This window comes from Gordonia insulae, from assembly GCF_003855095.1.
In the GTDB taxonomy this organism is placed as follows: domain Bacteria; phylum Actinomycetota; class Actinomycetes; order Mycobacteriales; family Mycobacteriaceae; genus Gordonia; species Gordonia insulae.
This window is the reverse complement of sequence record NZ_CP033972.1, coordinates 5,454,913-5,480,500: the sequence shown is the minus strand read 5'-3', so window position 1 is coordinate 5,480,500 and position 25,588 is coordinate 5,454,913. Positions and strand designations below refer to the sequence as shown.

The following is a 25,588-nucleotide window of genomic DNA, read 5'->3' as shown; positions in this document are numbered from 1 at the left end:
TGCTCTTCGACGAATCCGTGCGGGTGTCGAGCACCGCACCGGCGATGGAGAGCAGCGACGTGGGCGGCCCGAATGACGCATGGTCGAGTCACGTCGTGCGACCGGGTCGAGTACTCCGCCTCGTCGACGTCACGCAACAGGATCTCGATGACCTCCTCACCGACATCCGCTCCGACATCCCCGTCATCCTCGCCTACTGGCGCACCGACCTGACCAGTGCGCGCGGAATCGTCGACGAGATCGTCGCCGCGATGACCGACATCGCGATCCGACTGTTTCCCGCATGGCTCACCGACGATGATCTCGGCCCGACCGTCGACGCCGCCACGGCGGAGCAGCTGGCACATGATCTGTGCTCGGACAGCGAGGATTACCGACCGTTCGTCGTCGAGCTGGCGCGTGCCGCTGCGGCCGGCATGGTTCCACGATCACAGTTCTCCACCGAGATCCGTCTACGCGGACTCGCCCGGCTGATCCGGCGCGGCTACAGGCGCGAGTCGATCGTTGTTGCCGTCGGCGCCGACGAGGCTTCCGGTACGGACGTACAGGCTGCCGTGGAGGAAGGGCTCACCTGGCTCGCCCACCACGGTCGGCTCACCGTGTGGTTGTCGGCGGGCGTCCTACCGGAGGTGACCCGCTGTACGCATGTGCGGGGCCGACCCGATCGAATCGGTGGCGCAGGCCCGGTCGTCGAGCACGCGTCGCAGAGTTCCGACGACGATCCACCGGTCCTCACGATCTCGCGGTGCGAGGGCCTACCATCGCCCCACAGCGCGGCGGAACAGGCACTCGAACGTGCCCTGTCGAGAACGATCTGGGCCGATGGCCGACGGTGGAACCGACGGATCGGCGACCTCGACCCGATGCTGCCGATGGCCATCGTCGATGTCTTCTGGCCCAGTGCCCGCCTCGTCGTCGAGGTCGACGGCGACGACCACCGCCGCCCCGACAAGTACGCGGCCGACCGCATCCGCGACAACATTCTGCAACGTCAAGGGTGCATGGTCCTGCGCTACACCAACCACCAGGTGCTCACCGACGTCGGACTCGTCGTCGACGAACTGCGAGCGGTCCTGGATACCCGTTCCGGGATTCGTACACCAGCTGTCGCAGTGCCGACCCCAACCACCGCCGACCATCACGAGGAGCCATGAGATGGACCATCCGCAGCTGACACCGTCGGAGAGTGCCGTGCTCTTCGTGCTGATGGCCGAGGCGCGCGAGGTACGTAACCCGGACCTGGCGGCGCTCGCGCCCGACCTGAAGAAGCCCAGCCGGGACAAGCTGAACCGGTTGGGCCTGATCGAATCTCGCAAGGGCTCCCGCAACGCCTTCAGCCATTCGCTCACCGATCGCGGATGGGCCTGGTGTGCCCGGGAACTCAGCGCCGCACCCCCGCCGAAGTCGTTGCCCCCGATCCGCGCGCTCTACGCGGTGATGGCCGGGGTCGGTCGCTACCTGGCGGCGAGCGATCTCCGACTGCATGAGGTGTTCGGAGTTGCCGGTGGTGGATCAGCGGCGGAGGCAGAACCTTCCGCAGAGCCGTCGGCGGATGCAGTGCCGCTCGATCAGAGAATCCGGGCCACGTATCACGCCGTGACGTCCGGCCCTGGACGGTGGGTCGGTGTCCTCGCACTGCGTCAGGCGCTCGCGGGCATCGATCGCTCGGAGTTGGACGCTGTACTGGTCGCTCTTCAGCGGGAACCAGGTGTAAGCCTCATTCCCCAGGAGGACCAAATGCTTCTGACCGATGACGAGCGGCAGGCGTCCGTCCGAGTCGGCACACAAGATTGCCATCTCTTCGCCATCGAGGACGTCTGATGGACACCCAGACCAGACGAGCACTCGAGGCCATCCGTCTCGACTGGGCCACCACACCGGACGACGTCTGGGGGCCACAAACACCACTGCACGTTCCGGGGCTGCACGACGACGTCGTGGACGAGGTCCTCCGCGCCTTCGGCGACGCGGCTCGCAGCACCTCCGCAAGTCCACTCGGAGTCGCGGTCCGCGGGCCCGCCGGATCGGGGAAGACTCACCTCTTCGGTCAGGTCCGCGAACAGGTCCACGCCCGCGGCGGGTATTTCTTTCTGGTGAAACTGCTTGACGGTGAGGATTTCTGGAGATCGATTCTGGTCGGCCTGTTGGAGGATCTGAGTCGCCCAACCCCGACGCACCGCTCGCAGCTCACCCAACTCCTCGATCGTCTGGGTGGTGAGGCCGGGCTGCCCGACGAGATCATCGCCGCCGTCTCGGGCGAGGCCGAGCTGTCTCCTGACCACCTCGACCAGTTCATCCGAGGTGTCTACACCAAGCACTCTCGTCATCGCCGACGATCCCAGCACATCCTCCGCGCCCTCGTCCTGACCGAGTCCGATGACTTCGCCGTCAAGGATCTCGGTGAGTCGTTCCTCCATCTCGACATCGACGACGCCGAGGATCTCTCGGCCTGGGGCATCCGGAACGCGCGGCTCGGGTATCAGGAGATCGTCGAGAACATCTCGCGCATCATCGCGTTCGACAACGCTGCCGTGCTCGCGATCGATCAGATCGACACCCTCATCGAAGCTGCCAAATCGGAACGCCGCGAGGATGAGAACTCGGTCGAGAAGGTGGCTCACGGACTCATGTCCGTCAGAGAGACGATGAGCCGCACCGTCGCCGTCGTCTCCTGCATCACGGCGGCCTGGCAGTACCTCGAGAGCCACGTCATGCGTTCCGTGGTCGACAGGTTCCGCCAACCGCCGATCCTGCAACGACCGACGACGGTGGAGTTCGGGCGGACACTGCTCGCCAAACGCTTCGCCCCATGCTTCGCCGAGGCAGGCTTCTCACCTCCCTACGCCACCTGGCCCGTCACCGAAGGGGCACTCGCCGAAGCCCGCGACTACACCCCCCGCGAGCTGATGCGCAACGTTGATCGCCACATCGGGTCATCCCTGCGGGCGGATGCTTTCACCGAGATGCGCAGCCTCGGACACACGACCGTGATCGACATCGATCCCGTCGCCGAGGACAAACCCGAACTGGCGCAACTCGACCGGCGATTCGACGAGCTCAAGTCCGCCGCCGATGTCGCTCCAGCCGTCTCGGCCGAGCAGGAAGATGCTGTCGTCCCGCCGTTGCTCCACGCGGGTCTCGCATCGTGGATAGAAGCCCTCCCCGAAGGCGCCGACCGGTTCCAGCAAGACCCGAAGCCCAGTCCGAAAGCCAACCTCCATGGGACGCTCCGCCGTATCGTCGACCTCGAGACCGACTCCGAACAATCGTGGAGTTTCCGGGGCATCGCGGCGACCCACTATCGCTCTGTCCAATCCCGCCTCGCCAATGCCACCACCGCCGCCGGACTCAGCCTCGGCGGCAAGCGGCGCACCCTGATCGTCTTGCGGCGCACGCCATGGCCGTCGGGTACCAAGACCACTCAGATGGTCGACGAGATGCACGCGCGCGGTGGCCACGTGGTGGCGTGGTCCGACGACGACATCCGCACTCTGATGGCGCTGCGTCAACTACGTTCGGAGCGTTCAGAATTCCTCAGTGAGTGGATCGCGCTGCGCAATCCGGCCGGACAGATCGCGTTCCTCCGGGACATCGTGGCGACGTCGCTCGTCACCGAGCCGATGTCCGGGTCCGGCGAGGACGGCCGCCATGCCGCTCCCGAGCCTTCCCTGCTGCCGCCCCTGGCAACTCCGCCGCCGAGTGTCCCAAAGCCCACGCCCTCCCCCGCGCGACGACCGGCCCCGCAACGGCAAGCGTCGGCGCACACCGGTGTTCCGTCGACCGCTCCGGCCGATCTCAGAGAAGCCGCAGCAGTTGCCTCGCCGAGTCCCGTCGCAATCGCTGATCGAAACAAAGTCGCATCCAGTCACACTGCGGCGGAGGCGGTTCCATCGATCACGCTCGGGATCCCGCTGACCGGCGGCCCCGCGGTGTCGGTGTCTCTCGAGGCCCTGCGTAAGCACACCGCCATCTTTGCGGGTTCCGGTTCGGGGAAGACGGTCCTGATCCGCCGCATGATCGAGGAGTGCGCCCTCCAAGGGGTCTCGTCGATCGTGCTCGATGTGAACAACGACCTCGCGCGTCTGGGCATGCCGTGGCCGGCCGGTGAACGAACCTGGTCGAGCGAACTGGAAGAGCAGAAGGCGAAACAGTACTTCGCCGACACCGAGGTCGCGGTGTTCACGCCGGGCCGCTCCTCGGGACGTCCTCTCAGTTTCCGTCCGCTGCCCGACTTCTCCGACGTCGTCGACGATCCCGATGAGTTCGAGGCGGCGGTCGAGGCCGCTGCAGCCGGGTTGATCCCACGTGCCCTGGTCGGCGGACGGACGGCGAAGGCCTCGCAATCCCAAGCGGTACTGAAGGATGCGCTCCGATACTTCGGCCGGCAGGGCCACGGCGGGATCGCCGAACTCATCGAGCTGCTGACCGACCTTCCCGATGGTGTCAGCGGACTTCGGGAGGCTCGTCGTTATGCGGCGGACATGGCCGAGAATCTGAAAGCCGCTCGCGCCAACGACCCACTCTTCGGCGGGGCCGGCGCACCCGCGGATCCCGGCGTGTTGCTCACCCCGTCACCGGGCTATCGCGCACGGGTATCGGTCATCAATCTCGCCGCGCTCTCGAGCGAGGACAAACGGTCCAACTTCGTCAACGAACTCCAGATGGCGTTGTTCGCGTGGATCAAGAAGCATCCCGCCGGCGACCGCCCCCTCGGTGGACTCTTCGTCATGGATGAGGCACAGAACTACGCACCGTCCGACCGCGGGACGGCGTGTTCGCAGAGCACCCTCGCCCTGGTATCGCAGGCACGCAAGTACGGACTCGGCCTCGTGTTCGCGACGCAGGCGCCGAAGGGTTTGAACGCCAAGATCCCCGGGAACTCGGCCACCCAGTTCTTCGGCATGCTCAACGCGCCGGTGCAGATCGATACCGCACGCGAGATCGCCCGTGCGAAAGGCAGTTCCATCGACGACGTCGGCAGGCTGCGGACCGGCGTCTTCTATGTCGCCCGCGAGGGCGGCGGCTTCGCGAAGATCTCGACCCCACTGTGCCTCAGCCATCACCCGAAGAGCCCGCCCACCGAGGAGGAGGTCGTCGACATCGCTCGCGAATCGGCCGGCTGATCACCTGCGAGGCAGGTGTGGTCGGTCGCACACACCTCACGACTTCGTGTTCGCCCTCGCCGCCGCCTCCGCGACGGCCTCCAGGACCGGGGGCACATCGAGTTCACCGGTGACCGCTTCGATCAGGGTCAGCATGCCGGGGCGCTCGGCTGCGTCCGCGAATGCCGCAGACAACTCGTTCGCCGTGGTCGCCCGGTGCGCACGGACGGTGTCCGGCGTACCACCGAATGCGGCGGGCAGCGCGGTCCAGTTCCACGCAGCGATGTCGTTGTACGCCTTGTCGGGTCCGTGGATCGCCCGCTCGACCGTGTACCCGTTGTTGTTGACGACGACGATCACCGCCGGGATGCGCAGACGGATGATGGTGCCGAGTTCGGCGATGGTCAATTGAGCTGCGCCGTCGCCGATCAGGAGCACAGGACGTCGTTCCGGCGCGGCGACCGCGGCACCGACGATCGCCGGCAGCGTGTACCCGATCGACGCCCACAGTGGCTGCCCGATGAACACGGCCCCATGCGGCAGATGCTGACCGGCCATGCCGTAGAAGGATGTGCCCTGGTCGGCGAGCACGATGTCCGACGACGTCAGCGCGGTGGCCACCCGCTCCCACAACACCGCTTGCGACAGAGGCGAATCCGCGTCGACCGCATCGGCCACCGGCACCGCATCGGGTGTCGGGACGGGGTCGGTGTCGGCGGGGTCGGCGGGCGGGATCACGTCCGTCAACGCGGCGAGGGCATCACTCATCTCGATCCCGGTGAACACCTCCCCCGCGACGACCGCGGTATGCGGCTGCAGGTCGATCCGGACGTTGGCGTCCAGGTGCTGACTGAAGAAACCGGAGATGAGATCGGTGAAGTAGACACCGGCGGTGACGAGGCATGCAGTGTTCTCGATGGCGTCGCGGACCTCCGGGCTGCTCGCGGCCCCGAGATACAGTCCGAGGTAGCCGGGCCCGCTCTCGTCGACCACCCGTCGTCCCCATAGCAGCGACGCGTAGCGGAGGCCGCCGACTTTGACGAATCGGTCCAGCTCGTCCTGTGCACCTGCCCGGTGCACATAGATGTCGGCCAGCACGACCGGGGACCGCCCGTCGAGCAATCGCAGTGCAGCCGCGGTGAACTGGCGCAAGACCGTCGCATCCGTCGTCGCCGCCGGTACCGCGAGCGCTCCCGACGGCGGTGTGCAGGGCGCCTCCGCGACGTCGGCCGGCAGTGACAGATAGCCCGGCTGATGCAGTGCCACCATCGTCGCCAGCACGCGGTCGATCTCTCCCGGAGCGGTAGTCGCGGTGAGCTTCGCCTGCGCCACCGTCACCTCGACGGTCATGCGCAACGTGTGGTCGAAGTCGCCGTCGCCGAGCGAGTGGTGTGTCGGCCTCCCGGCGGCCTGCACGGGTTCGGTCGGCGACCCGACGAGTTGCAGGACGGCCACATGCTCGGCGTAGGCGCCTGCGACGGCGTTGATGGCGCTGAGCTCGCCCACTCCGAAGGTCGAGCACACGACACCGACCCCGCGCATGCGGGCATATCCGTCCGCGGCGTAACCCGCCCCCAGTTCGTTGGCGGTGCCGACCCACGAGAGATCGTCACGGTCGTCGATGTGGTCGAGGAGGCCCAGGGTGAAATCCCCGGGCACCCCGAAGACGGTGTCGACTCCGAGTTCGCCCAACCGGTCGAAGAGGTAGTCGGCAACGGTGTACGGAGTCGTCATACGTGCGCCCTGTCAGTCGTCGTCGAGGCCCCCGGCCCTGTCAATTCTGTCCGACTTCACCAGATCCCTCTCACAAAGCGCTCACATCGGCTCACGACCTTGTCGGACCGCTCTGGTCTACTCGATCGCACCTTCGAACAAAGGAGCGAATCATGTCCGATCACGCCGCCGCGATCCGGGGACTTCGACGCTGGCATCCCAACCCGTTGATCCAGGAGACCATCCACCGAATCCGGGAATGCGGATGGGCGGTGACCGCGGTGAGCGAGCAGTGCTCGTGCCAGTCGGACGACTGCCGCCCTCCGGAGTGCTCGTTCGCCTATACGTCCGGCCTCACCCTGCACGACATCCCCGAGCTCGCGATCTACGGCCTCGACGCCGCCACCGGCGGCACTGTTCTCAACGAGCTCGGCGACCTGTTCCACACACATGACTGGCGCGAATGCGTCGACCGGGCTGTCGACATCCGACTCACCTCACTCGAGGTCCCGGTTCGCGTGATCGAGATGGTCGACAAGGACGACCTGCTCCTCACCAACGAGCTTTTCCCGGACTCGCCCGCACTACAAGCGATCTGGCCCGACGACTTCGGGCAGTACCCGTGGGACGAGGACTGCTCACTGCGGGTTCTTGATCAGGAGATCAAGGGCTTCTCCGGGACGGGCACCGGCGTGGTTCGCGGCCCACGCGTCATCAGCCGAGGGTCGGGGCCCAATCGCGCACAACGGCGACGAGCGATGCGCGAGCGTCGCGGGTGACGACGAACGGCCCCACCTTCCCGTCCGGAAGGTGGGGCCGTTCGCCAAACCTGTTGAATCCGTAGTGCCTACACGCGGATTCCGCGTGTTCGTACTACGAAATCGGGTGAGAAGTCACCAGCTCGACTTCTGCACGCCCGGCAGCTCGCCGGCGTGTGCCATCTCGCGCAGGCAGATTCGGCACAGGCCGAACTTGCGGAACACCGAGTGCGGACGACCGCAACGGTTGCACCGGGTGTAGCCCCGCACGGCGAACTTGGGCTTCTTGTTGGCCTTGTTGACCAGAGCCTTCTTTGCCATGTCAGTTGTCCTTCACGGAGTTGTCTTTGAACGGGAAGCCCAGCGCGCGAAGCAGTGCGCGGCCTTCCTCGTCGTTGGTGGCCGAGGTGACGACGGTGATGTCCATACCCCGCGGCCGATCGATCTTGTCGATGTTGATCTCGTGGAACATCGACTGCTCGTTGAGGCCGAAGGTGTAGTTGCCATTGCCGTCGAACTGGCGGTCCGACAATCCACGGAAGTCGCGGATACGCGGGAGGGCGATGGACACGAGGCGGTCCAGGAACTCCCACATACGGTCGCCGCGCAGCGTGGCGCGGGCACCGATCGGCATGCCCTCACGCAGCTTGAACTGCGCGATGGATTTGCGGGCACGACGGATCTCCGGACGCTGACCGGTGATCAGCGCGAGGTCCTCGACGGCGCCGTTGATCAGCTTGGCGTCGCGAGCGGCATCGCCCACACCCATGTTGACGACGACCTTGACGACGCCCGGGATCTGCATGACGTTGTCGTAGGCGAACTCTTTGTTCAGCGCGTCCTTGATCTCCTCGCGGTAGCGAGTCTTGAGGCGCGGCTGGGTCTTCTCTGTGGTGGTCATGTCAGATGTCCTTCCCGTTCTTGCGGGAAATCCGGACCTTCTTGCCGGTCTCCTCATCGACGCGGTAGCCCACGCGAGTCGGGTTGCCGTCGGAGTCCACGACCATCACGTTCGAGACGTGGATCGAGGCTTCCTGGGTCACGATGCCGCCGGAGGATGCGCCACGCTCGTTCGCCGAGGCGGCGGTGTGCTTCTTGATTCGGTTGACGCCCTCGACCAGGACCCGGTCTTCCTTGGGGAAGGCCTGGATGACCTTGCCCTTGGCGCCCTTGTCCTTGCCCGAGATGACGATCACGGTGTCACCCTTGTGAACCTTCATGTCAGATCACCTCCGGTGCCAGCGACACGATCTTCATGAACTTCTTCTCACGCAGCTCGCGGCCGACCGGGCCGAAGATGCGGGTACCACGGGGGTCGCTCTCACCCTTGAGGATGACGGCGGCGTTCTCGTCGAAACGGATGTAGCTTCCGTCCGCACGACGGCGCTCCTTGGTGGTGCGCACGATGACCGCCTTGACGACCTCACCCTTTTTGACGTTGCCGCCCGGGATGGCGTCTTTGACAGTGGCGACGATCACGTCACCAATGCCGGCGTAGCGCCGCGAGGAACCGCCCAGCACGCGGATGCAAAGGATTTCCTTTGCACCGGTGTTGTCGGCGACCCGCAGGCGAGATTCCTGCTGAATCACTCGTCAATCTCCTTGACCTGGATGTTGATGTCCGCCGGATTGCCGACCCGACGCACACGGTCTGTCACCATCGGACGCGCGCCTGCCTGGGGTTTTGCAGCTGACGGTGACGTCAGTGCGGCCATCCCAGTGGGTTCACGGGCCGATTCGCGACACAGCTGTGCCGCAGGCAACCCCACAAGTGTAGGGGAAACCGCAGGTCGCAACCAAATCCGGGCCCCCTCGCGATCCGATTCGGGGCCATAGGGTCCGCCGGCAGGCTCGCGCGGCGCCATTCCGCACTCGCCCGGAGCCGTGCCGACCGGCGAATCCCGACGTCCCGGATTCAGACCAATCTGCCCGATCGTCTCGCGCGAAGCACCCATAGACGGCCTACGCACCGGCCACCCGGCCGAGCCAACCGCCGACGAGAGGGGCATTGCGTGACCACCGAGAACGCCATCCGGACCGACATCACCACCGACCCCGACGGCGCGATCCCGATGACCGCCGCGCAACGGGGGATCTTCTACGCCCAGCAGCTCGATCCCGACGTCCCCATGTCGGTCGCCGCGTATGCGGAGTTCCGCGACGCGGTCGACGCCGACATCATGGAGCGTGCCGTCGCGGCCACCTGCGCCGAGACCGAGTCCGGTCTCCTGCGGCTCACGCCCACCCACGACGGCGAGCCGATGACGGTGGTCGATCACACCCGCACGGTGACGCTCGGACGTCGCGATTTCGGTGACGCCGACGACCCGCGCGCGGCGGCCCTGGCGTGGATCGACGAGCACCGCTCGCAGCCCACCGACCTCTTCACCGGCCAACTACTGCAGACCTACCTACTGCGCCTCGGCGATCACCACCACATCTGGTACTGCTGGGGCCATCACCTGGCGTTCGACGGATACGCGGCGATGTACATGATGCTGCGCGTCGCCCAGCACTACACCGCCATCGCCGACGGCACCGACGCCCCGCCCGCCGACATCGCCTCGATGACGCAGATCGCCGCATTCGACGACGAGTACCGGACGTCCGAGGCGTTCGAGGACGACCGGCGACATTGGGCTGCCTATCTTCTCGACGATGCCGGACAACTGCCGGAGACCACCTCGCTCTCGTCGCGCACCGCCGTCGCGGCGCCGACCGCCACCGTGCGCGCCACCACCCTGCCCGCCGATCTCGTCGGGCGGATCCGCTCGGTCGCCGACGACCACCATGTGCGTCCGGCGTCGGTGATCACAGCAGCCGTCGCGCTGTACCTGGCCCGCCTCAACGACCGCGACGAAGCGATGCTGAGCCTCCCGATGGCCGCCCGCGACCGGGCGATCCTGCGCACCTCGGCCGGACTCACCTCCAACGTCGTGCCCGTCCGGGCCCGGATCACCGCGGGCGAGGACAAGGGAGCCCGCGCCGCGACCGTCGCGACGCTGCTCCGCGACGTGAACGCCGACATCAAACAGGCTGTGCGCCACCAGAAGTTCCGGCACGAGGACATCACCGGCGATGTGCTGGGCGCCCCCGGCGGGCGCCGGGGATTCTTCGGCCCGATGGTCAACGTGATGTTGTTCTTCGAACACATCGACTTCGGCTCGCTGCGCGGCGAGCTCAACGTCCTGTCGACCGGTCCGGTGGAAGACGCGTCGGTCAACGTCTACGACGGTTTCACCGGTGGCATGCGGCTCGATCTCGAGGCCAACCCGAATGTGTACTCCCCCCAGGAGATCGCAGCGCACCACGATCGCATCGTGGACTTCCTCGAACGATTCGTGCGCACCGACGCCACCGATGCGGTCACCGCCATCCCGCTGATGGGCGACGACGAGTACGCAGCCGTTGCACACCACGCGGCGGGCGACACCGTTGGCGTCGGCGAGGCCACCCTCGTCGATGTGCTCACCGATTCCGGGCGCCGGTACCGCAACCGGGTCGCGATCGTCGACGCCGACGGCGAGACGATCGATCATGCCGAATTCACCCATCGCGCAGAGATGCTCGCGGCGGGTCTGCGTGCCCGAGGAGTCGGCCCGGAGTCCGTGGTCGGCGTGGCCCTGCACCGCAGCATCGATCAGGTGGTCGCACTTCATGCGGTGACCCGCGCCGGCGGCGCGTTCCTGCCGATCGATCCGCACGAGCCGGCGGGGCGACTGCAGCACATCCTCGACACCGCGCGTCCGGCCATCGTGATCACCACCGACGGCACACCGCTCGCCGATCACCCGGGAGAGACGGTCGCCCTCGACGAGGTGCGCAACGGTTCCCGACACGCGCGCAGCACGCACCCCGCGACGCCGCTGCGTCCCGATCACCCCGCGTACGTGCTGTTCACCTCCGGCTCGACCGGAAAGCCCAAGGGCGTCATGATCAGCCATCGCGCCATCGTCAACCGGTTGCGGTGGATGCAGGAGCGCTACCGCCTCGACGGCGACGACCGCGTCCTGCAGAAGACGCCGGCCACCTTCGACGTCTCGGTGTGGGAGTTCTACTGGCCGCTGATCGCCGGTGCGGCCCTGGTGATCCCGAGCCCCGACGGACACCGCGACCCGTGGTATCTGCGCGACATCATCGCCGAACATGCCGTCACCACCACCCACTTCGTCCCGTCGATGCTGTCGACGTTCGCCGCCGCCCTCGGCGCGGACGAACAGTCGCGGGGCGACCTGCGGTCGCTGCGTCGCATCATCACCAGCGGTGAGGCACTCACCCCCGACACGGTGACGGCCATCCGCCAGATCACCGATGCGCCGGTACACAACCTGTACGGCCCCACCGAAGCCGCCGTCGACGTCACATTCCACGACGACTGCGCACCGGACGAGCGCTCCGTACCCATCGGTCGGCCGGTGTGGAACACCACGGTTCATGTGCTCGACCATCGACTGACACCGCAACCGATCGGCGCGACCGGTGAGCTCTACCTCGGTGGCGTCCAGCTGGCCCGCGGGTATCGCAATCGTCCCGACCTGACCGCCGGCCGGTTTGTCGCCGACCCCTTCGGCGGCGGTGATCGCCTCTACCGCACCGGCGACCTCGTCCGTCGGCGCGCCGACGGTGAGCTGGAGTATCTGGGCCGCAGCGACTCCCAGATCAAGATCCGCGGACAGCGGGTCGAGCTCGGGGAGATCGAGATCGCCCTGAGTCGCCTGCACGGTGTCCGCGCCGCGGGAGTGGTGGTCCGTGACGACCTCGTCACCGACGACGTGGCGGTGGTCGGCTATGTCGCCGGCGACAGCGACCTGTCCGGCGACGACCTGCGCACCGACCTCGCCGGTCACCTACCCGAACACATGGTGCCGATGGTCATCGTGGTGCTCGACGACCTGCCGACGACCGCCAACGGGAAGCTGGACCGCCGCGCGCTGCCCGCACCGCACCTGCCGACGTCGGATACCCATGTGCCGCCGCGCGGTCCGCTGGAGACCCTGATCGCGGACACGGTCAGCGCGGTGCTCGGTACCGATGCGATCTCGATGACCGACAACTTCTTCACGATCGGCGGCAACTCGCTGTCGGCCACCCGGGTGGCCGCCCGCCTGACCCGGGCCACCGGGCACCGGGTCGACCTGCGAACCGTGTTCGACTCCGCCGACATCGCCGCATTCGCACGCGCACTCGCCGCTCAGGGGGTCGATGAGGTCGCGCTCGCCTCGGCGCAGGATCACGCGCCCGCCCGATTCGCCCCGGTCGACGGCCCGGTCCCGCTCTCCCCGGCACAGCACCGGTTGTGGCTGGCCACCCGTCTGGACCCGGATTCCGCAGGCACCTACAACATTCCGTTCACCGTGCGCCTGGTGGGCACCCTCGACGTCGAGGCGCTACGCCGCGCCCTCGGCGACGTGGTGGCGCGTCATGAGCCCCTGCGGACCACGGTGACCGAACGGGACGGCACCGCGTACGCGGTGGTCGTCGACGCGCAGGACGCGCGGGTCGACCTGCCGGTCCTCGATCCGAGCGCGGACCCGGCCATCGCCGACGTCCGCGAATATGCCTCGGCTGCTTTCGATCTGGAGAACGAGTTGCCGATCCGCACGCGCCTGGTGCGCAGCGGCGACGATGACCACCGGCTGACGGTCGTCGTGCATCACATCGCCGCGGACGGATGGTCACTGGGACCGCTCGCCGCCGACCTCGCGGCCGCCTACCGGGCTCGCCGGGACGGCACCGAACCGGACTGGCAGGCCCTGCCCGTCTCCTATTCGCAGGTGAGTGCGGCACGCCATGCCTGGCTCGCGGACACCGCCGACGACTCACCCGCGGTCGCCGACCTCGAGTTCTGGACCGAGCAGCTTGCCGACGCGCCACGCGAGACCGAACTGCCCTTCGACCGGGCCCGGCCCCGCACCCCGGACACGACCGGTGCGAGCCTGCACGCGGGGATCTCGGCGTCACGCCACCGGGGCCTGCGTACCCTCGCCGCCGACCACGACGCCACCACGTTCATGGTGCTGCACGCGGCCGTCGCAGCCCTGCTGCGCACCATGTCGACCGGCACCGACATCACCATCGGCACACCGGTGTCCGGTCGCGGCGATGCCGAGATCGACGGCCTGATCGGCATGTTCGTCAACACGCTGGCGCTGCGCACCAGCGTCGACAAGGCTGCGCCGTTCAGCAGCTTCCTCGCCGATGTCCGGGAGCGTGACCTCGCCGCGTTCTCCCACGCCGACCTGCCGTTCGACCGCATCGTCACCGAGCTGAGCCCGGACCGGTCGGGCAACATCCATCCGTTCTTCCAGGTCTCGGTTGCCCTCGAGGACAACTCGGCGATCCAATTGGATTTTGCCGGCGCCGGGAGCGAAGCGAGCGGGCCGAATCGACACGGCGCCGGGAGCGAAGCGAGCGGGCCGAATCGACACGGCGCCGGGAGCGAAGCGAGCGGGCCGAATCGACACGGCGCCGGGAGCGAAGCGAGCGGACCTGATGCCCACCGGCTGTCGGCCACCGCATCCCGGGTGGAGATCGGGCAGACCAAGTTCGACCTGCAGTTCACCTTCACCGAGCACACCGACTCCGACGGTGCGCCCGCCGGCATGGGCGTCGACATCGACTATGCGACAGCCCTGTTCGATCGGGCCACCATCGCCGGGCTGTCGAGTCGCCTGAATCGTCTGATCGACTCGGTCACCGCGCGGCCGGACATCTCGATCGGTGACATCCCGCTGCTCGATCCGCATGAACAACTCCACCTCGTGCCCGCGGTCGGCGCCGGACGTCGGCCCGTGGAGCACCTGACCCGCATCCTGGCCCGCGCCGTGGACGCCGAGGCGGACCGGCCCGCGGTGTGCGACGCCACCTCCACGCTCACCTACCGCGAACTCGACGCGGCCGCCAACCGGCTCGCGCGCCTACTCATCGCGCACGGCGCCGGACCGGAAAGCTATGTGGCAGTGTCCCTGCCGCGCAGTGCGGAGTGGATGGTCACCCTGTGGGCGATCGCCCGGACCGGCGCGGCCTGGGTCCCGATCGACCCCAACTACCCGACCGAGCGAATCGCGTTCATGCTCGACAACTCCGGCGCGCGACTGCTGGTGACCGATTCGGCCTCGAACCCCGACGCGGCGATCCCCGCGGGTCTGCCGACGGTGGTGCTCGACGACGCGGCCACGCAGACGGAGCGCGCGCAACTCCCGGACGAGCCCATCGGCACGGCAGAGCTCACGGCGCCGCTCGCGGTCGACCATCCCGCGTACCTCATCTACACGTCCGGCACCACCGGCACACCGAAGGGAGTGGTGGTCAGCCACCGCGGACTGGCGGACTTCGCTGCGCAACAGGTCATCCAGTTCGGTCTCACCCCGGGCAGCCGCACCCTGCACCTCGCGTCACCGAGCTTCGACGCATCCGTGCTCGAGGTGTTGATGGCAGTGTCGGCCGGCGCCACGATGCACGCGGCGCCGCCCGGGATGGTCGGCGGTGACGAACTCGCGGAACTGATGCGCGCCGCCCGGATCTCGCACGCCTTCCTCACCCCGTCACTGCTGACCACCATGTCGCCGGACGAACTGCCCGATCTCGAAGCACTGGTGATCGGCGGCGAGCACCCGAATCCCGAGGTGGTGCGACGCTGGTCGGCGACCTGCGCGCTGTTCAACGCCTACGGCCCCACCGAGACGACCGTGGTCGCCACCATCTCCGACGACATCACTCCCCACGACACCGTGCTCACCATCGGACGGCCGATCCGCGGTATCGCCGCGATGGTCCTCGACGAGCGGTTGCAGCCGGTCGCGCCCGGCGCCGTCGGCGAGCTCTACATCGCCGGCGGACACCTGGCCCGCGGCTACCACGAGGTCCGCCAACTGACGTCGAAGAGCTTCGTCGCCAATCCGTTCGGTGATCCGGGTGACCGGATGTACCGGACCGGAGACCTGGTGCGCTGGAACGCCGATCGCGAACTCGAGTTCCGCGGCCGCGCGGATCACCAGACCAAGATCCGTGGACACCGTATCGAGCTGGGCGAGGTCGATGCCGCGCTGGTCGCCGACGACGCCGTCACCGCTGCGGTCACCACCACCGTCGGCGAGGGCGCCCAGGCTCGCCTGGTGTCCTACGTGACCATCGACGATGCGACGCGCGCGAACGCGCGTACCGCATCGCAGCGCGCCGACGATGCCCGCGCGATCCGTGACCGTCTCGCCGGACGTCTTCCGCGACACATGATCCCGAGCACCATCATCGAACTCGACGAGATCCCGACGACACCGATCGGCAAGGTCGACCTGCGCGCACTCCCCCACCCCGCGACCGTCGACGGCTCCTCCGTCGGCACCGACTATGTCGCCCCCCGTTCCGACACCGAACGGGCTGTTGCCGCGGTCATCGCCGATCAACTCGGCCTCGACGTCGGCGAGGTCGGCCGCGATCACGACTTCTTCGATCTCGGCGGGAACTCGCTGTCGGCGACCCAGATCGTCGGCCGCCTCGAAGACGTGACGGGCGTCCGCATCGCCGTCCGCGACATCTTCGATCACCCGACCGTCGCCGAGTTGACCCGTCTGCTCGGGTCCGACACAGCCGGAACCGATCTCGACGACGCCCGTCCCCTGGCATCGCTGCACCACGACGTCGACACCGTGGTGGCGCCCGGCCCCGCCCAGCAGCAACTCTGGTTCCTCAACCAGACCGCCGACGAGGCCTCCGGCGAGTACAACATCGCGTTCGCCCTCGATCTGCGTGGTGACCTGGACATCGACGCGCTCGACGGCGCACTCCGCCACACGATCGAGCGGCACGAGCCCTTGCGGACCGTGTATCCCGATCGCGACGGACGCCCCGGGATGGAGATCCGCGGCGCCGACGACGTGTGCCCGACACTCATGGCGACCGACGTCGCCGAAGACGAATGGGCCGCTGCGGCAGAAGCTCTCGGTCGCACTCCGTTCGACCTCACGGACCATGCCCCGATCCGTGTGGCCCTGCATCGCATCACCGGGCAGGCCGATCCGGCCCAGCAGGAGTCGGGGCATCACAAGCTGACCATCGTCGTGCACCACATCGCTGCCGACGGATGGTCGATGGCGCCGCTCGCGCGAGACATCGCCGGCGCCTATGCGGATCTGCGTCAGGGTCGATCACCCGCGCAGACCCCGCTCCCGGTCGGCTACCGCGACTATCTCCGGTGGCAGGCCGAGAATCTGGAGGGTCGGTTCGACGAACTGGCCGGGTGGTGGGGTCGAGAGCTCGACGGCCTCGACTCCACCCCCATCCTCCTCCCGGAGATCCCGGCCGATGACACCGAACCGGCGGCCGGCGTGGTGGAGGTCGGCTTCGACGGCGCATTGCGGGCCGCGCTCGCGGACATCGCCGACGGCCGGACCACCGAGTTCATGACCATCCACGCCGTGTTCGCCGCGTTGTTGCACCGCTTGCACGCCGACCCCGGGACCCACGTCGACGGCACCCCCTCGGACGTCGTCATCGGCACACCCGTCGCCGGCCGCAACGATCCGCGGCTGTCGGAGCTGGTCGGCATGTTCGTCAACTCCGTCGTGCTGCGCACGCCGGTGGACGGATCTGCCGCGTTCGCCGATCTCCTCGAGGAGATCCGCCGACGCGACCTCGAGGCCCTGTCACAGGCCGACATGCCGTTCGAACATGTGGTGGCGACGGTGAATCCGCCCCGGACCGGACGGCATCCAATCTTCCAGATCGCGCTCGCGTTCGACGCGGTGACCACCGGAACCGGGTCCACCGGCGCCGAATCCGCGCTGGGCGTCGACATCGGCCTCGACGGTCTCGACGTGGCCGGCGAGGAGATCGACACCGGCGCAGCCCGCTTCGACCTCGAACTGCGACTGCGCGGCGACACCGCCCGCTTCACCTACGCCACCGACGTGTTCAGCCGCGACCGAGTCGAGGCGATCGCGGCCGGCCTGGTCGAACTGAGCCGGCGCATCGTCGACGACCCGCACCGGCCGATCGACGACCTCGAGCTCACGGTGGACCGGCCACAACCGGAAGCGCCGCTCACCGAGCCGGCACATCTGGCCGAGATCCTGGACCGCACCGTCACCGAGCACCCCGGCGCCGTTGCCCTACACGACGGTCCGGTCGAACTCGGCTACGCCGATCTCGATCGTCGGTCGGCCCGCTGGGCCGATCTGCTGATCACGCTGGGCGTGGGCGCCGAGGACGTCGTCGCGGTCGCACTCGACCGGTCCGCCGCGTCGGTGACCGCCATCTGGGCGGTCGCCCGCGCCGGCGCCACCCTCCTGCCCATCGACCCCCGCTATCCCGCCGACCGGGTCCGGCACATGCTCGACGATTCGCACGCCGTGCTCGGTATCACCGATCCGACCCGCTTCGCCGAACTGCCACATCAGCTCTGGTGGTTGACCACCGACGACCTCGACAGCCATCCGGAACGGACACGTCTGCAGCGTCCGGCCTCGCCCTGCGATGTGCGGCGCAATCCCGACTCCGCCGCGTACATCATCTACACCAGCGGCTCCACCGGCACACCGAAGGGCGTCGTGGTCACCCACCGCGGCCTGGCCGCCTTCGCCGCCGCCCAACAGCAGCACTACCAGGTCGCCGAAGGTGATCGCACCCTGCACTTCGCATCCCCGGGGTTCGACGCGTCGATGCTGGAGTTCCTGCTGGCGACATCGGCCGGTGCGACGATGATGATCGCGCCGCCCACGGTCTACGGCGGCGACGAACTCGTGGAGTTCCTCGCGACCGAACAGGTCACTCACGCGTTCATCACCCCTGCGGCCCTGTCCGCGGCGACCACCGCCGAGTTGCCGCACCTGCGCTGCCTCGGGGTCGGTGGCGAGGCCTCGACGCCTGCGCTGATCGAGCGCTGGGGCGCCGATCGCCGCTACCTGAACGGCTACGGGCCGACCGAGACCACCATCGTCTCGACCATGTCTCCTCCGCTGCGCCCGGGTGACGAGATCACCATCGGCGCACCGATTCCCGGGTGCACCGCATTGGTGCTCGATCATCGGCTGCAGCCGACTCCCGCGATGGTCCCCGGCGAGCTGTACCTCGTCGGTCCCGGTGTCGCGCGCGGCTACCTCGGGCGACCCGACCTGACGGCCGGACGCTTCGTCGCGGCTCCCGACGGGACCGGCACGGTGATGTACCGAACCGGAGACATCGTGCACCGCAACATCTCCGGTGCACTGGTCTACCACGGCCGGAGTGACAATCAGGTGAAGGTCCGCGGCTTCCGGATCGAGCTCGACGAGGTGTCCGCGGCTCTGGCCGAGCACAGCGCCGTCGACTTCGCGACCACCCTCGTGCGCGGCACCGGAGCCGACGCCACACTCGCTGCGTACGTGACGCTGCACGACGGCACCGACCCCGCGGCGACACCGACCGGCGCCGATCTGCGAGCCGCGGTTCGCGGCCGGCTGCCACGCCAGATGATCCCGTCATCGGTCACGATTCTCGACCGTATCCCGTTGACCACCAACGGGAAGCTCGATCGCGCGGCACTGCCGGAGCCGGAGATCGCCCCGGATCGGGTGGGGCGCGCGCCGTCGAGCCGCGCCGAGACGGCGATCGTCGCGGTGATGGCCGAGGTGCTCGGTGTGGATGCCGCCGCGGTGTCGCCCGACGACGACTTCTTCGGGCTGGGCGGTACGTCGCTGCAGGCGACGACGCTGACCAGTCGTCTGAATCACGCGTTCGGCAGCGTCGATTGGCGGGTGCGCGACATCTTCGACACACCCACGATCGCCGGCCTGGCCGCGATGGTGCCCACCGACGCGATCCCCGACGACGAGGCGCTCGCCGGCCTGCTCCCCGCCGGTGGAATCGCCGGTGCCGACTCGCAGGCACGGATTCCCGATCCGGATCGCCCGCGGCCGACGCGGATTCCCCTCGCCCCCGTTCAGCGACGACTCTGGTCGCTGGCCCGCACCGCACCCGATGCGACCGACTACCTGATGCCGTTCGCGATCCGCCTCACCGGACGACTGGACCAGGCGACCCTGCGGGGCGCGCTCGTCGACGTCGTCAGCCGACATGCCGCGCTGCGCACCGTGTATCCGGTGTGCGAGGGTGCACCGGTGGGGGTCGTCCTCGACGACGCCGAGTCGGTGATCGGCGACCTCACGGCGATACCGCACACCGGAGGCGACTCCGGCGAGATCGGCGAGTACATGCGCCCGATCGATGTGACCTCGCAGGCTCCGCTGCGCGCGACGCTCCTGCGGCACGGGTCCGAGGACCACACCTTGCTGCTGGTGATCCACCACATCGCCGCAGACGGTGCGTCCCTGCCGATCCTGATCTCCGACGTCGTCGCCGCCTACACCGAGCGGGCCGAGGGTCGCGACGTCGCGTGGACGCCGGCTGCGGTCGACTATCGCGATTACGCGGTCGAGGTCGGTACGGACGATGCGTCCGCGGACACCACCGCACAGGACCGCGCGTTCTGGGCTGAGGTCCTCGCGGATGCACCGGCGGAGACCGCCATCCCCGGCGGCGACGACACCGGCCGCGACCATGCGGACGACCACACGGGTGCCACCGTCGTCCGCACGCTCGACGACGACCTGCGCAGCGGGCTCGCCGACTTCGCCCGCGCCCGGTCGGCGACGCCGTTCTCGGTGCTGCACACCGCTCTGGCGATCCTGTTGCACCGCATGGGCGTCGGCGACGATCTCGTGATCGGTACCCCGGTCGCCAACCGGGCTCCGCGGCGCGGCACGTCGGTCGGCTACGACCGAGTGGTGGGGATGTTCGTGAACACCCTCGCCCTGCGGACACGGATGAACCCGGCGGACACGGCCGCGGCTCTGCTCGACACCACCCGGGCCGACGATCTCGACGCGCTCGACCACCTCGACGCGCCGTTCGACGATGTGGTCGCCGATCTCAACCCGACCCGCGAACTCGGCCGCCACCCGCTGTTCCAGACAGCGTTGTCGGTGCATGACTACGCCGAGTCGTCGGCCGGTACCGACGAATGGCTGCCCGTCACGTCGGATCTCCGGCTGCGTCTGGACGAGATCGGCACGCGGACCGCGAAGTTCGACATGCAGTTCACCGTGACCGGGATGTCGTCGGGTGCGCCCGAGGCCGCCGTCGAACTCACCTATGCCACCGATCGCTACTCCGCCGAGCAGGCCGAGCAGGCGGTGACGCGATTCCTGCGGGTGATCCGCGCCGTGATCGCCGACCCGTTCCGCGCGGTGGGCGATGTGCGCATCACCGATCCGCTCGAGGTGGCGGAGGTCAGTCCGGTCGCGGTGCCACCCGCGACCGCACCCGCCACGTTCGGCGACCTGCTCGCCGACGCGGTCCGCCACAATCCGGAGGGGTGGGCCGCGGTCACCGACGGTGATGCGATCACCTACGCCGACCTCGACGCGAGATCCAACCGGCTCGCGCGGGTGCTGCTCGGCCGCGGTGTCGGCGACAAGCCGGAAAGCGTTGTCGCGATGGCGATCCCCCGCTCCATCCCGGCACTCGTCACGATCTGGGCGATCATCAAGACCGGCGCCGCCTACGTGCCGGTGGACCCGACGTATCCGCCCGAGCGGATTCGACACATGATCGACGACAGCGGGACCACCATGGTGGTCACCACCTCGTCGAACCTGACCGCACTCGGGGATGACCTGCCCACGCTGGTCCTCGACGATCTGTCCACCCGGACACGACTGGGCCACTCGTCGCCGGCACCGATCCGCGACAGCGAGCGCGCCGCACCCATCCGGGTCGACCAGCTCGCCTACATCATCTACACATCGGGCTCCACCGGGCGACCCAAGGGTGTGCTGGTCCCGCACAGCGGCCTCGCCGCCGTCTACCACGAACTCGGCACCCGCATGCGCCCCGAACCCGACTCGCGTGTCCTGCATTTCGCGTCGCCGAGCTTCGACGCCTCGGTGCTGGAGTTCCTGCTCGCCGCGGCGGGGGCCGGCACCCTGGCGATCGTCCCGCCCGGCGTCTACGGCGGCGTGGACCTCGAGCGGTTCATCGAACGGCATCGGGTCAGTCACGCGTTCATCACCCCTGCCGCGGTGGCCAGCATGGACCCGGCCGCGGTCCCGCGGCTGCGCACCATCGCCGTCGGCGGTGAGGCGTTCGGCAGTGAGCTGGTCCGGCGGTGGGCGCCCGGCCGCACCATGATCAACGTCTATGGTCCCACCGAGACGACGGTCATCACCACCCACAGTGAGCCCTTGACCGGCGACGGTCGCCTGACCATCGGCACCCCGAACAACGGTGTCGCCGCACTGGTGCTGGACCGTCGCCTGCACCCGGTACCCGCAGGCGTGGTGGGTGAGCTCTACCTCATCGGCGATCAGGTGACCCGCGGTTATCACCGCCGCCCCCAACTGACCGCCACACGGTTCGTACCCGCGCCGATGGTCACCGGCGACGGCTTCGCCGGCCGCCGCATGTACCGGACCGGCGACCTGGTCCGGTGGACCGGCGACGGCCGGATCGAATACGTGGGCCGCGCCGACGACCAGGTCCAGGTGCGCGGTTTCCGGATCGAGCTCGGCGAGATCGACGACGCCCTGGCGTCACACCCGTCGATCGACTACGCGGTCACCGTCGTCGACGAGTCGGGCGGCGCCCCCACCCTGCGCAGCTACGTCACCACCTATCACGGTGATCCGATCGATGAGTCCGCGGTGCGTGAGCACCTGGGCGCGCGTCTGCCGCGGCACATGCTCCCGACGTCACTGACCCGGCTCACCGACGTTCCGCTGACGCCCACCGGCAAGCTCGACCGGGACGCACTGCCGGTGGCGTCCACCCCGTCGGCCTCGCGGGCGCCCCGGCCGGGCGTCGAACAGCAGGTCGCCGCCGTGTTCGCGGACGTTCTCGGTATCGACGAGGACGCGGTGGGTGCCGACGACGGATTCTTCGATCTCGGCGGCAACTCGCTGATGGCGACCACGGTCGCCTCCCGGCTCGGCGACGTCCTGGGCTGCGAGGTCCCGGTGCAGAGCCTGTTCGCGGCGCCGACGCCGGCCGAACTGGCTGCCGCCGCCTCGCATGCCGGACGCCACAGCGCCGGTGGGAGTGCATCGATGTCCGCGACCGGACTCGCGCCCCTGCTGCCGTTGCGCCGCACCGCCGCCGGTTCGGAACCGTCGCGGCCACCGCTGTTCGTGGTGCACCCGGCGATCGGTTTGTCGTGGAGCTTCTCGTCACTGCTGCCGCATGTGTCACCCGATCGCGGGGTGTACGGACTGCAGAACCCGATGCTCTCCGGAGAGCCTGCGGCACAGTCCATCACCACCCTGGCAGCCGACTACGTGGCCCGCATCCGCGAGGTCGCCCCGCACGGTCCGTATCACCTCGTCGGGTGGTCGCTCGGCGGTCTCATCGCCCACGAGATGGCCATTCAGCTGGCGGCGGCGGGGGCGGAGGTCGCGCAACTCGTACTGCTCGATTCGTTCGTGCTCGCGGATCGTCCGGGTCTGGCGACCGAGCAGTCGGTGGCCGAGTTGCTGGCCGAGTTCGGATTGTCGACCGGAGAGGGCGAACCCACCGTGGAGCAGGCCTGGCAGGCGGTGCGTTCCGCCGGTGGCCCGCTGGGCGGTCTCGGCGCCGACGAGTTCGCCGCCGTTCACGAGACGTTCCGGCAGGCGACACCGCTGGCCGCGCACTGGCGCCCCGGCACGTTCGACGGCGACATGACGTTCGTGACGGCGGCAGCCGATCCGCCGGCCGGGCGGCCCGCCGTCGACGACTGGCGCGCGCATGTCTCGGGCCGAATCCACGAGGTGGTCATCGACTCCACACACGCGCGGATGTTGCTGCCGGAGAACGTCACCGGCTATGCACACGTCATCGACGCGCCACCTGTCCATCAGCACTCCATCTACCAGGGCACCACTGTCACCGAGGAGGAAGCATGACCAACCCGTTCGACAACACCGAAGGTGTGTTCTTCGTTCTTGTCAACGCCGAAGGCCAGCATTCGCTGTGGCCCGAGTTCGCCCCCGTCCCCGACGGCTGGACCAGGGTCCATGGACCCGGCGGTCACGACGACTGCCTGGCCTACGTCGAGGAGAACTGGCGAGACATGCGCCCGGCCAGCCTGATCCGTGCGATGGAGGCGGCCGCGGCAACAACGGGAAGTGAGGGCGGCCATGGGACGTCACAGGATGACTGAGGCGACCGAACACATCGACGAGACCGACACCGCCACTGCAGGCGACGTCGCAGCCGGCGCCGCCCTCGCACTGCGCGGCGTCCGAAAGACCTACCGTTCCGGCCTGTTCGGTCGAGGGCCCCGGGTGCACGCCCTCGACGGCCTCGATCTGACCGTGCCCACCGGCACCGTGCACGCCCTGCTCGGCCCCAACGGCGCGGGGAAGACCACCACCGTCCGCACCGTCGCGACCCTGCTGCGCCCCGACGAGGGCGAGGTCGAGGTCTGCGGCCTCGACGCCCTCGCCGATCCCGACACGGTTCGTGACCGCATCGGGGTCTCCGGCCAATATGCCGCGGTGGACGGCACTCTCACGGGTTTCGAGAATCTGCGGTTGGTCGGACAGCTGTACGGGCAGCCACGGCGCGAGGCCGCCGAACGTGCTCGTGAACTGATCGCCGAACTGGCACTGCAGGACGCGGCCGACCGCCCGATGCGCACCTATTCCGGTGGCATGCGCCGACGCCTCGACCTCGCCGGCGCCCTCATCAACCGGCCCGATCTGATCATCCTCGACGAACCGACCACCGGACTGGATCCGCGTGGACGACGCCAGATGTGGGAGGTCATCGAGACGCAGGTGACGTCGGGGACCACGGTGCTGCTGACCACCCAGTACCTCGAGGAGGCGGATGCGCTCGCCGATCGGATCACGGTCATCGACCACGGCACCGTGCGTGCGCAAGGCACCGCGGCCGAACTCAAATCCACCACCGCCCAGTCGGTCCTGACGATCGAGGTGGGCGGCGGCGAGATCACCGCCGGTCAGGCGGATCTCGTCGCAACCACCCTCGCCGACATCGGACTCGGCATGCCCCGGCGACTCGACCCGACCCGCTGGTCGGTCGAGGTCGCCGATGGCACCCGCAGCGGCGTGGACGCCGTGAAGTACTGCGACCGCGCGGGCATCGACGTCGTCGACGCCGAGGTCACCACCCCGACCCTCGACGACGTGTTCCTGCGTCTCACCGAACGATTGGAGCCCGTGTGATATTGACCGACACTGCAGTCATCGTCGAGCGGAATCTGCTGACCGTCAAGCGCATCCCGACGCTGCTCGTGAGCGCGACGATCCAGCCGTTGATGTTCGTGTTCCTGTTCGCCTACGTGTTCGGCGCGACGTTCGGTGGCGGCTCGTACCGTGAGTTCCTGATGGCCGGGATCTTCACCCAGACCGTGGTGTTCAATGCCGCGTTCACCACCGTGGGCCTCGCCAACGACATGTCCGAGGGCATCATCGACCGGCTGCGATCGCTACCGATGTCGCGGCTCGGCGTTATCGCCGGGCGGGTCAGTTCCGACATGTTGCTCGGTGTCATCGGACTCGGCGTGATGGTGGCCTGCGGGCTCGCCATCGGCTGGCGGGTCCGGGGCAGCGCGCTCGACGCCGCGATCGCCTTCGGCGTCATCCTGCTGTTCGCCCTGGCCATGGCGTGGGTGGGTGCGGTCACCGGACTCGCCGCGCCGAATGTCGAAGTGGCGCAGAGTATCGGGTTCCTGTGGATGTTCCCGGTGACGTTCCTGTCGAGCGCTTTCATCTCCGCGCAGAGCCTGCCGGGATTCCTCCGGCCGATCGCCGAGTGGAATCCGGTGACCGCGGTGGCGACGGCGTGCCGACAGAAGTTCGGCAACGCCTCCCCACCCGACTTCCCGCCCCCGACCGGCTGGGTGGCCGACCATGCCGTCGGCTACTCGATCGGATGCAGCCTGGCCATCCTGGCGATCTGTATCCCGTTGTCGCTGATCCTCTACCGGCGCTCGACGAACTGAGCGCGGTCCCGACAGCGACCTGCGGTCACCACCTCTGC

The 25,588-nt window shown here is 68.5% G+C and carries 13 protein-coding genes; 8 read left to right on the top strand and 5 right to left on the bottom strand.

The window, feature by feature from the left end:
* Positions 1 to 23: 23 nt before the first annotated feature.
* From D7316_RS24645 to D7316_RS24635, 3 genes are read left to right on the top strand one after another with little or no spacing between them, the layout of a single operon-like run.
* Entirely contained in the window at positions 24 to 1,154 is a 1,131-nt protein-coding gene (locus tag D7316_RS24645; protein ID WP_124710593.1) for an endonuclease domain-containing protein, read from the top strand.
* Position 1,155: 1 nt separating this feature from the next.
* The gene (locus D7316_RS24640; RefSeq protein ID WP_124710592.1) at positions 1,156 to 1,821 is read left to right on the top strand and encodes a MarR family transcriptional regulator; all 666 of its coding nucleotides are present in this window, start codon (positions 1,156 to 1,158) and stop codon (positions 1,819 to 1,821) included.
* On the top strand, positions 1,821 to 5,123 hold the full coding sequence (locus tag D7316_RS24635; protein WP_124710591.1) for a helicase HerA domain-containing protein: 3,303 nt from the start codon (positions 1,821 to 1,823) through the stop codon (positions 5,121 to 5,123). Before D7316_RS24640 ends, D7316_RS24635 begins: the two co-directional genes overlap by 1 nt.
* Before the next feature lie 36 nt (positions 5,124 to 5,159).
* Here D7316_RS24635 and D7316_RS24630 read toward each other — a convergent pair whose 3' ends face one another.
* The gene (locus tag D7316_RS24630; RefSeq protein WP_124710590.1) at positions 5,160 to 6,836 is read right to left on the bottom strand and encodes an alpha-keto acid decarboxylase family protein; all 1,677 of its coding nucleotides are present in this window, start codon (positions 6,834 to 6,836) and stop codon (positions 5,160 to 5,162) included.
* Positions 6,837 to 6,988: 152 nt separating this feature from the next.
* Here D7316_RS24630 and D7316_RS24625 point away from each other — a divergent pair, with 152 nt between their 5' ends.
* Positions 6,989 to 7,594 (top strand): DUF4262 domain-containing protein, encoded by a 606-nt coding sequence (locus D7316_RS24625; RefSeq protein ID WP_124710589.1) that lies wholly within the window; start codon positions 6,989 to 6,991, stop codon positions 7,592 to 7,594.
* Between the two features lie 114 nt (positions 7,595 to 7,708).
* Here D7316_RS24625 and D7316_RS24620 read toward each other — a convergent pair whose 3' ends face one another.
* Genes D7316_RS24620 through rplN form a run of 4 tightly spaced genes read right to left on the bottom strand, consistent with a single transcriptional unit; the run spans position 7,709 to position 9,163 of the window.
* A complete protein-coding gene (locus D7316_RS24620) occupies positions 7,709 to 7,894 on the bottom strand; it encodes a type Z 30S ribosomal protein S14 (protein WP_023955966.1) in 186 nt (61 codons plus the stop codon).
* Between the two features lies 1 nt (position 7,895).
* Entirely contained in the window at positions 7,896 to 8,474 is a 579-nt protein-coding gene (rplE, locus tag D7316_RS24615) for a 50S ribosomal protein L5 (RefSeq protein WP_124710588.1), read from the bottom strand.
* Between the two features lies 1 nt (position 8,475).
* Positions 8,476 to 8,793: a 50S ribosomal protein L24 gene (gene rplX / locus D7316_RS24610; protein ID WP_124710587.1), complete on the bottom strand. Its 318-nt coding sequence runs from the start codon at positions 8,791 to 8,793 to the stop codon at positions 8,476 to 8,478.
* 1 nt (position 8,794) lies between these two features.
* Complete coding sequence (rplN, locus tag D7316_RS24605; protein WP_004019493.1) at positions 8,795 to 9,163, bottom strand: 50S ribosomal protein L14; 369 nt, start codon at positions 9,161 to 9,163, stop codon at positions 8,795 to 8,797.
* Between the two features lie 422 nt (positions 9,164 to 9,585).
* Between rplN and D7316_RS24595 the strand changes: the two genes are divergently transcribed.
* The 4 genes from D7316_RS24595 to D7316_RS24580 are packed head-to-tail and all read left to right on the top strand — an operon-like array spanning position 9,586 to position 25,550.
* Complete coding sequence (locus tag D7316_RS24595; protein ID WP_232017068.1) at positions 9,586 to 23,484, top strand: non-ribosomal peptide synthetase; 13,899 nt, start codon at positions 9,586 to 9,588, stop codon at positions 23,482 to 23,484.
* Positions 23,481 to 23,741: an MbtH family protein gene (locus D7316_RS24590; protein WP_124710586.1), complete on the top strand. Its 261-nt coding sequence runs from the start codon at positions 23,481 to 23,483 to the stop codon at positions 23,739 to 23,741. The genes D7316_RS24595 and D7316_RS24590 overlap by 4 nt, the downstream gene beginning before the upstream one ends.
* The gene (locus D7316_RS24585; protein ID WP_408610051.1) at positions 23,719 to 24,771 is read left to right on the top strand and encodes an ATP-binding cassette domain-containing protein; all 1,053 of its coding nucleotides are present in this window, start codon (positions 23,719 to 23,721) and stop codon (positions 24,769 to 24,771) included. The genes D7316_RS24590 and D7316_RS24585 overlap by 23 nt, the downstream gene beginning before the upstream one ends.
* Positions 24,771 to 25,550 carry an ABC transporter permease gene (locus tag D7316_RS24580; RefSeq protein WP_124711561.1) on the top strand — a complete coding sequence of 260 codons (780 nt, stop codon included), beginning with the start codon at positions 24,771 to 24,773 and terminating at the stop codon, positions 25,548 to 25,550. The genes D7316_RS24585 and D7316_RS24580 overlap by 1 nt, the downstream gene beginning before the upstream one ends.
* The last annotated feature ends 38 nt before the right edge of the window (positions 25,551 to 25,588 follow it).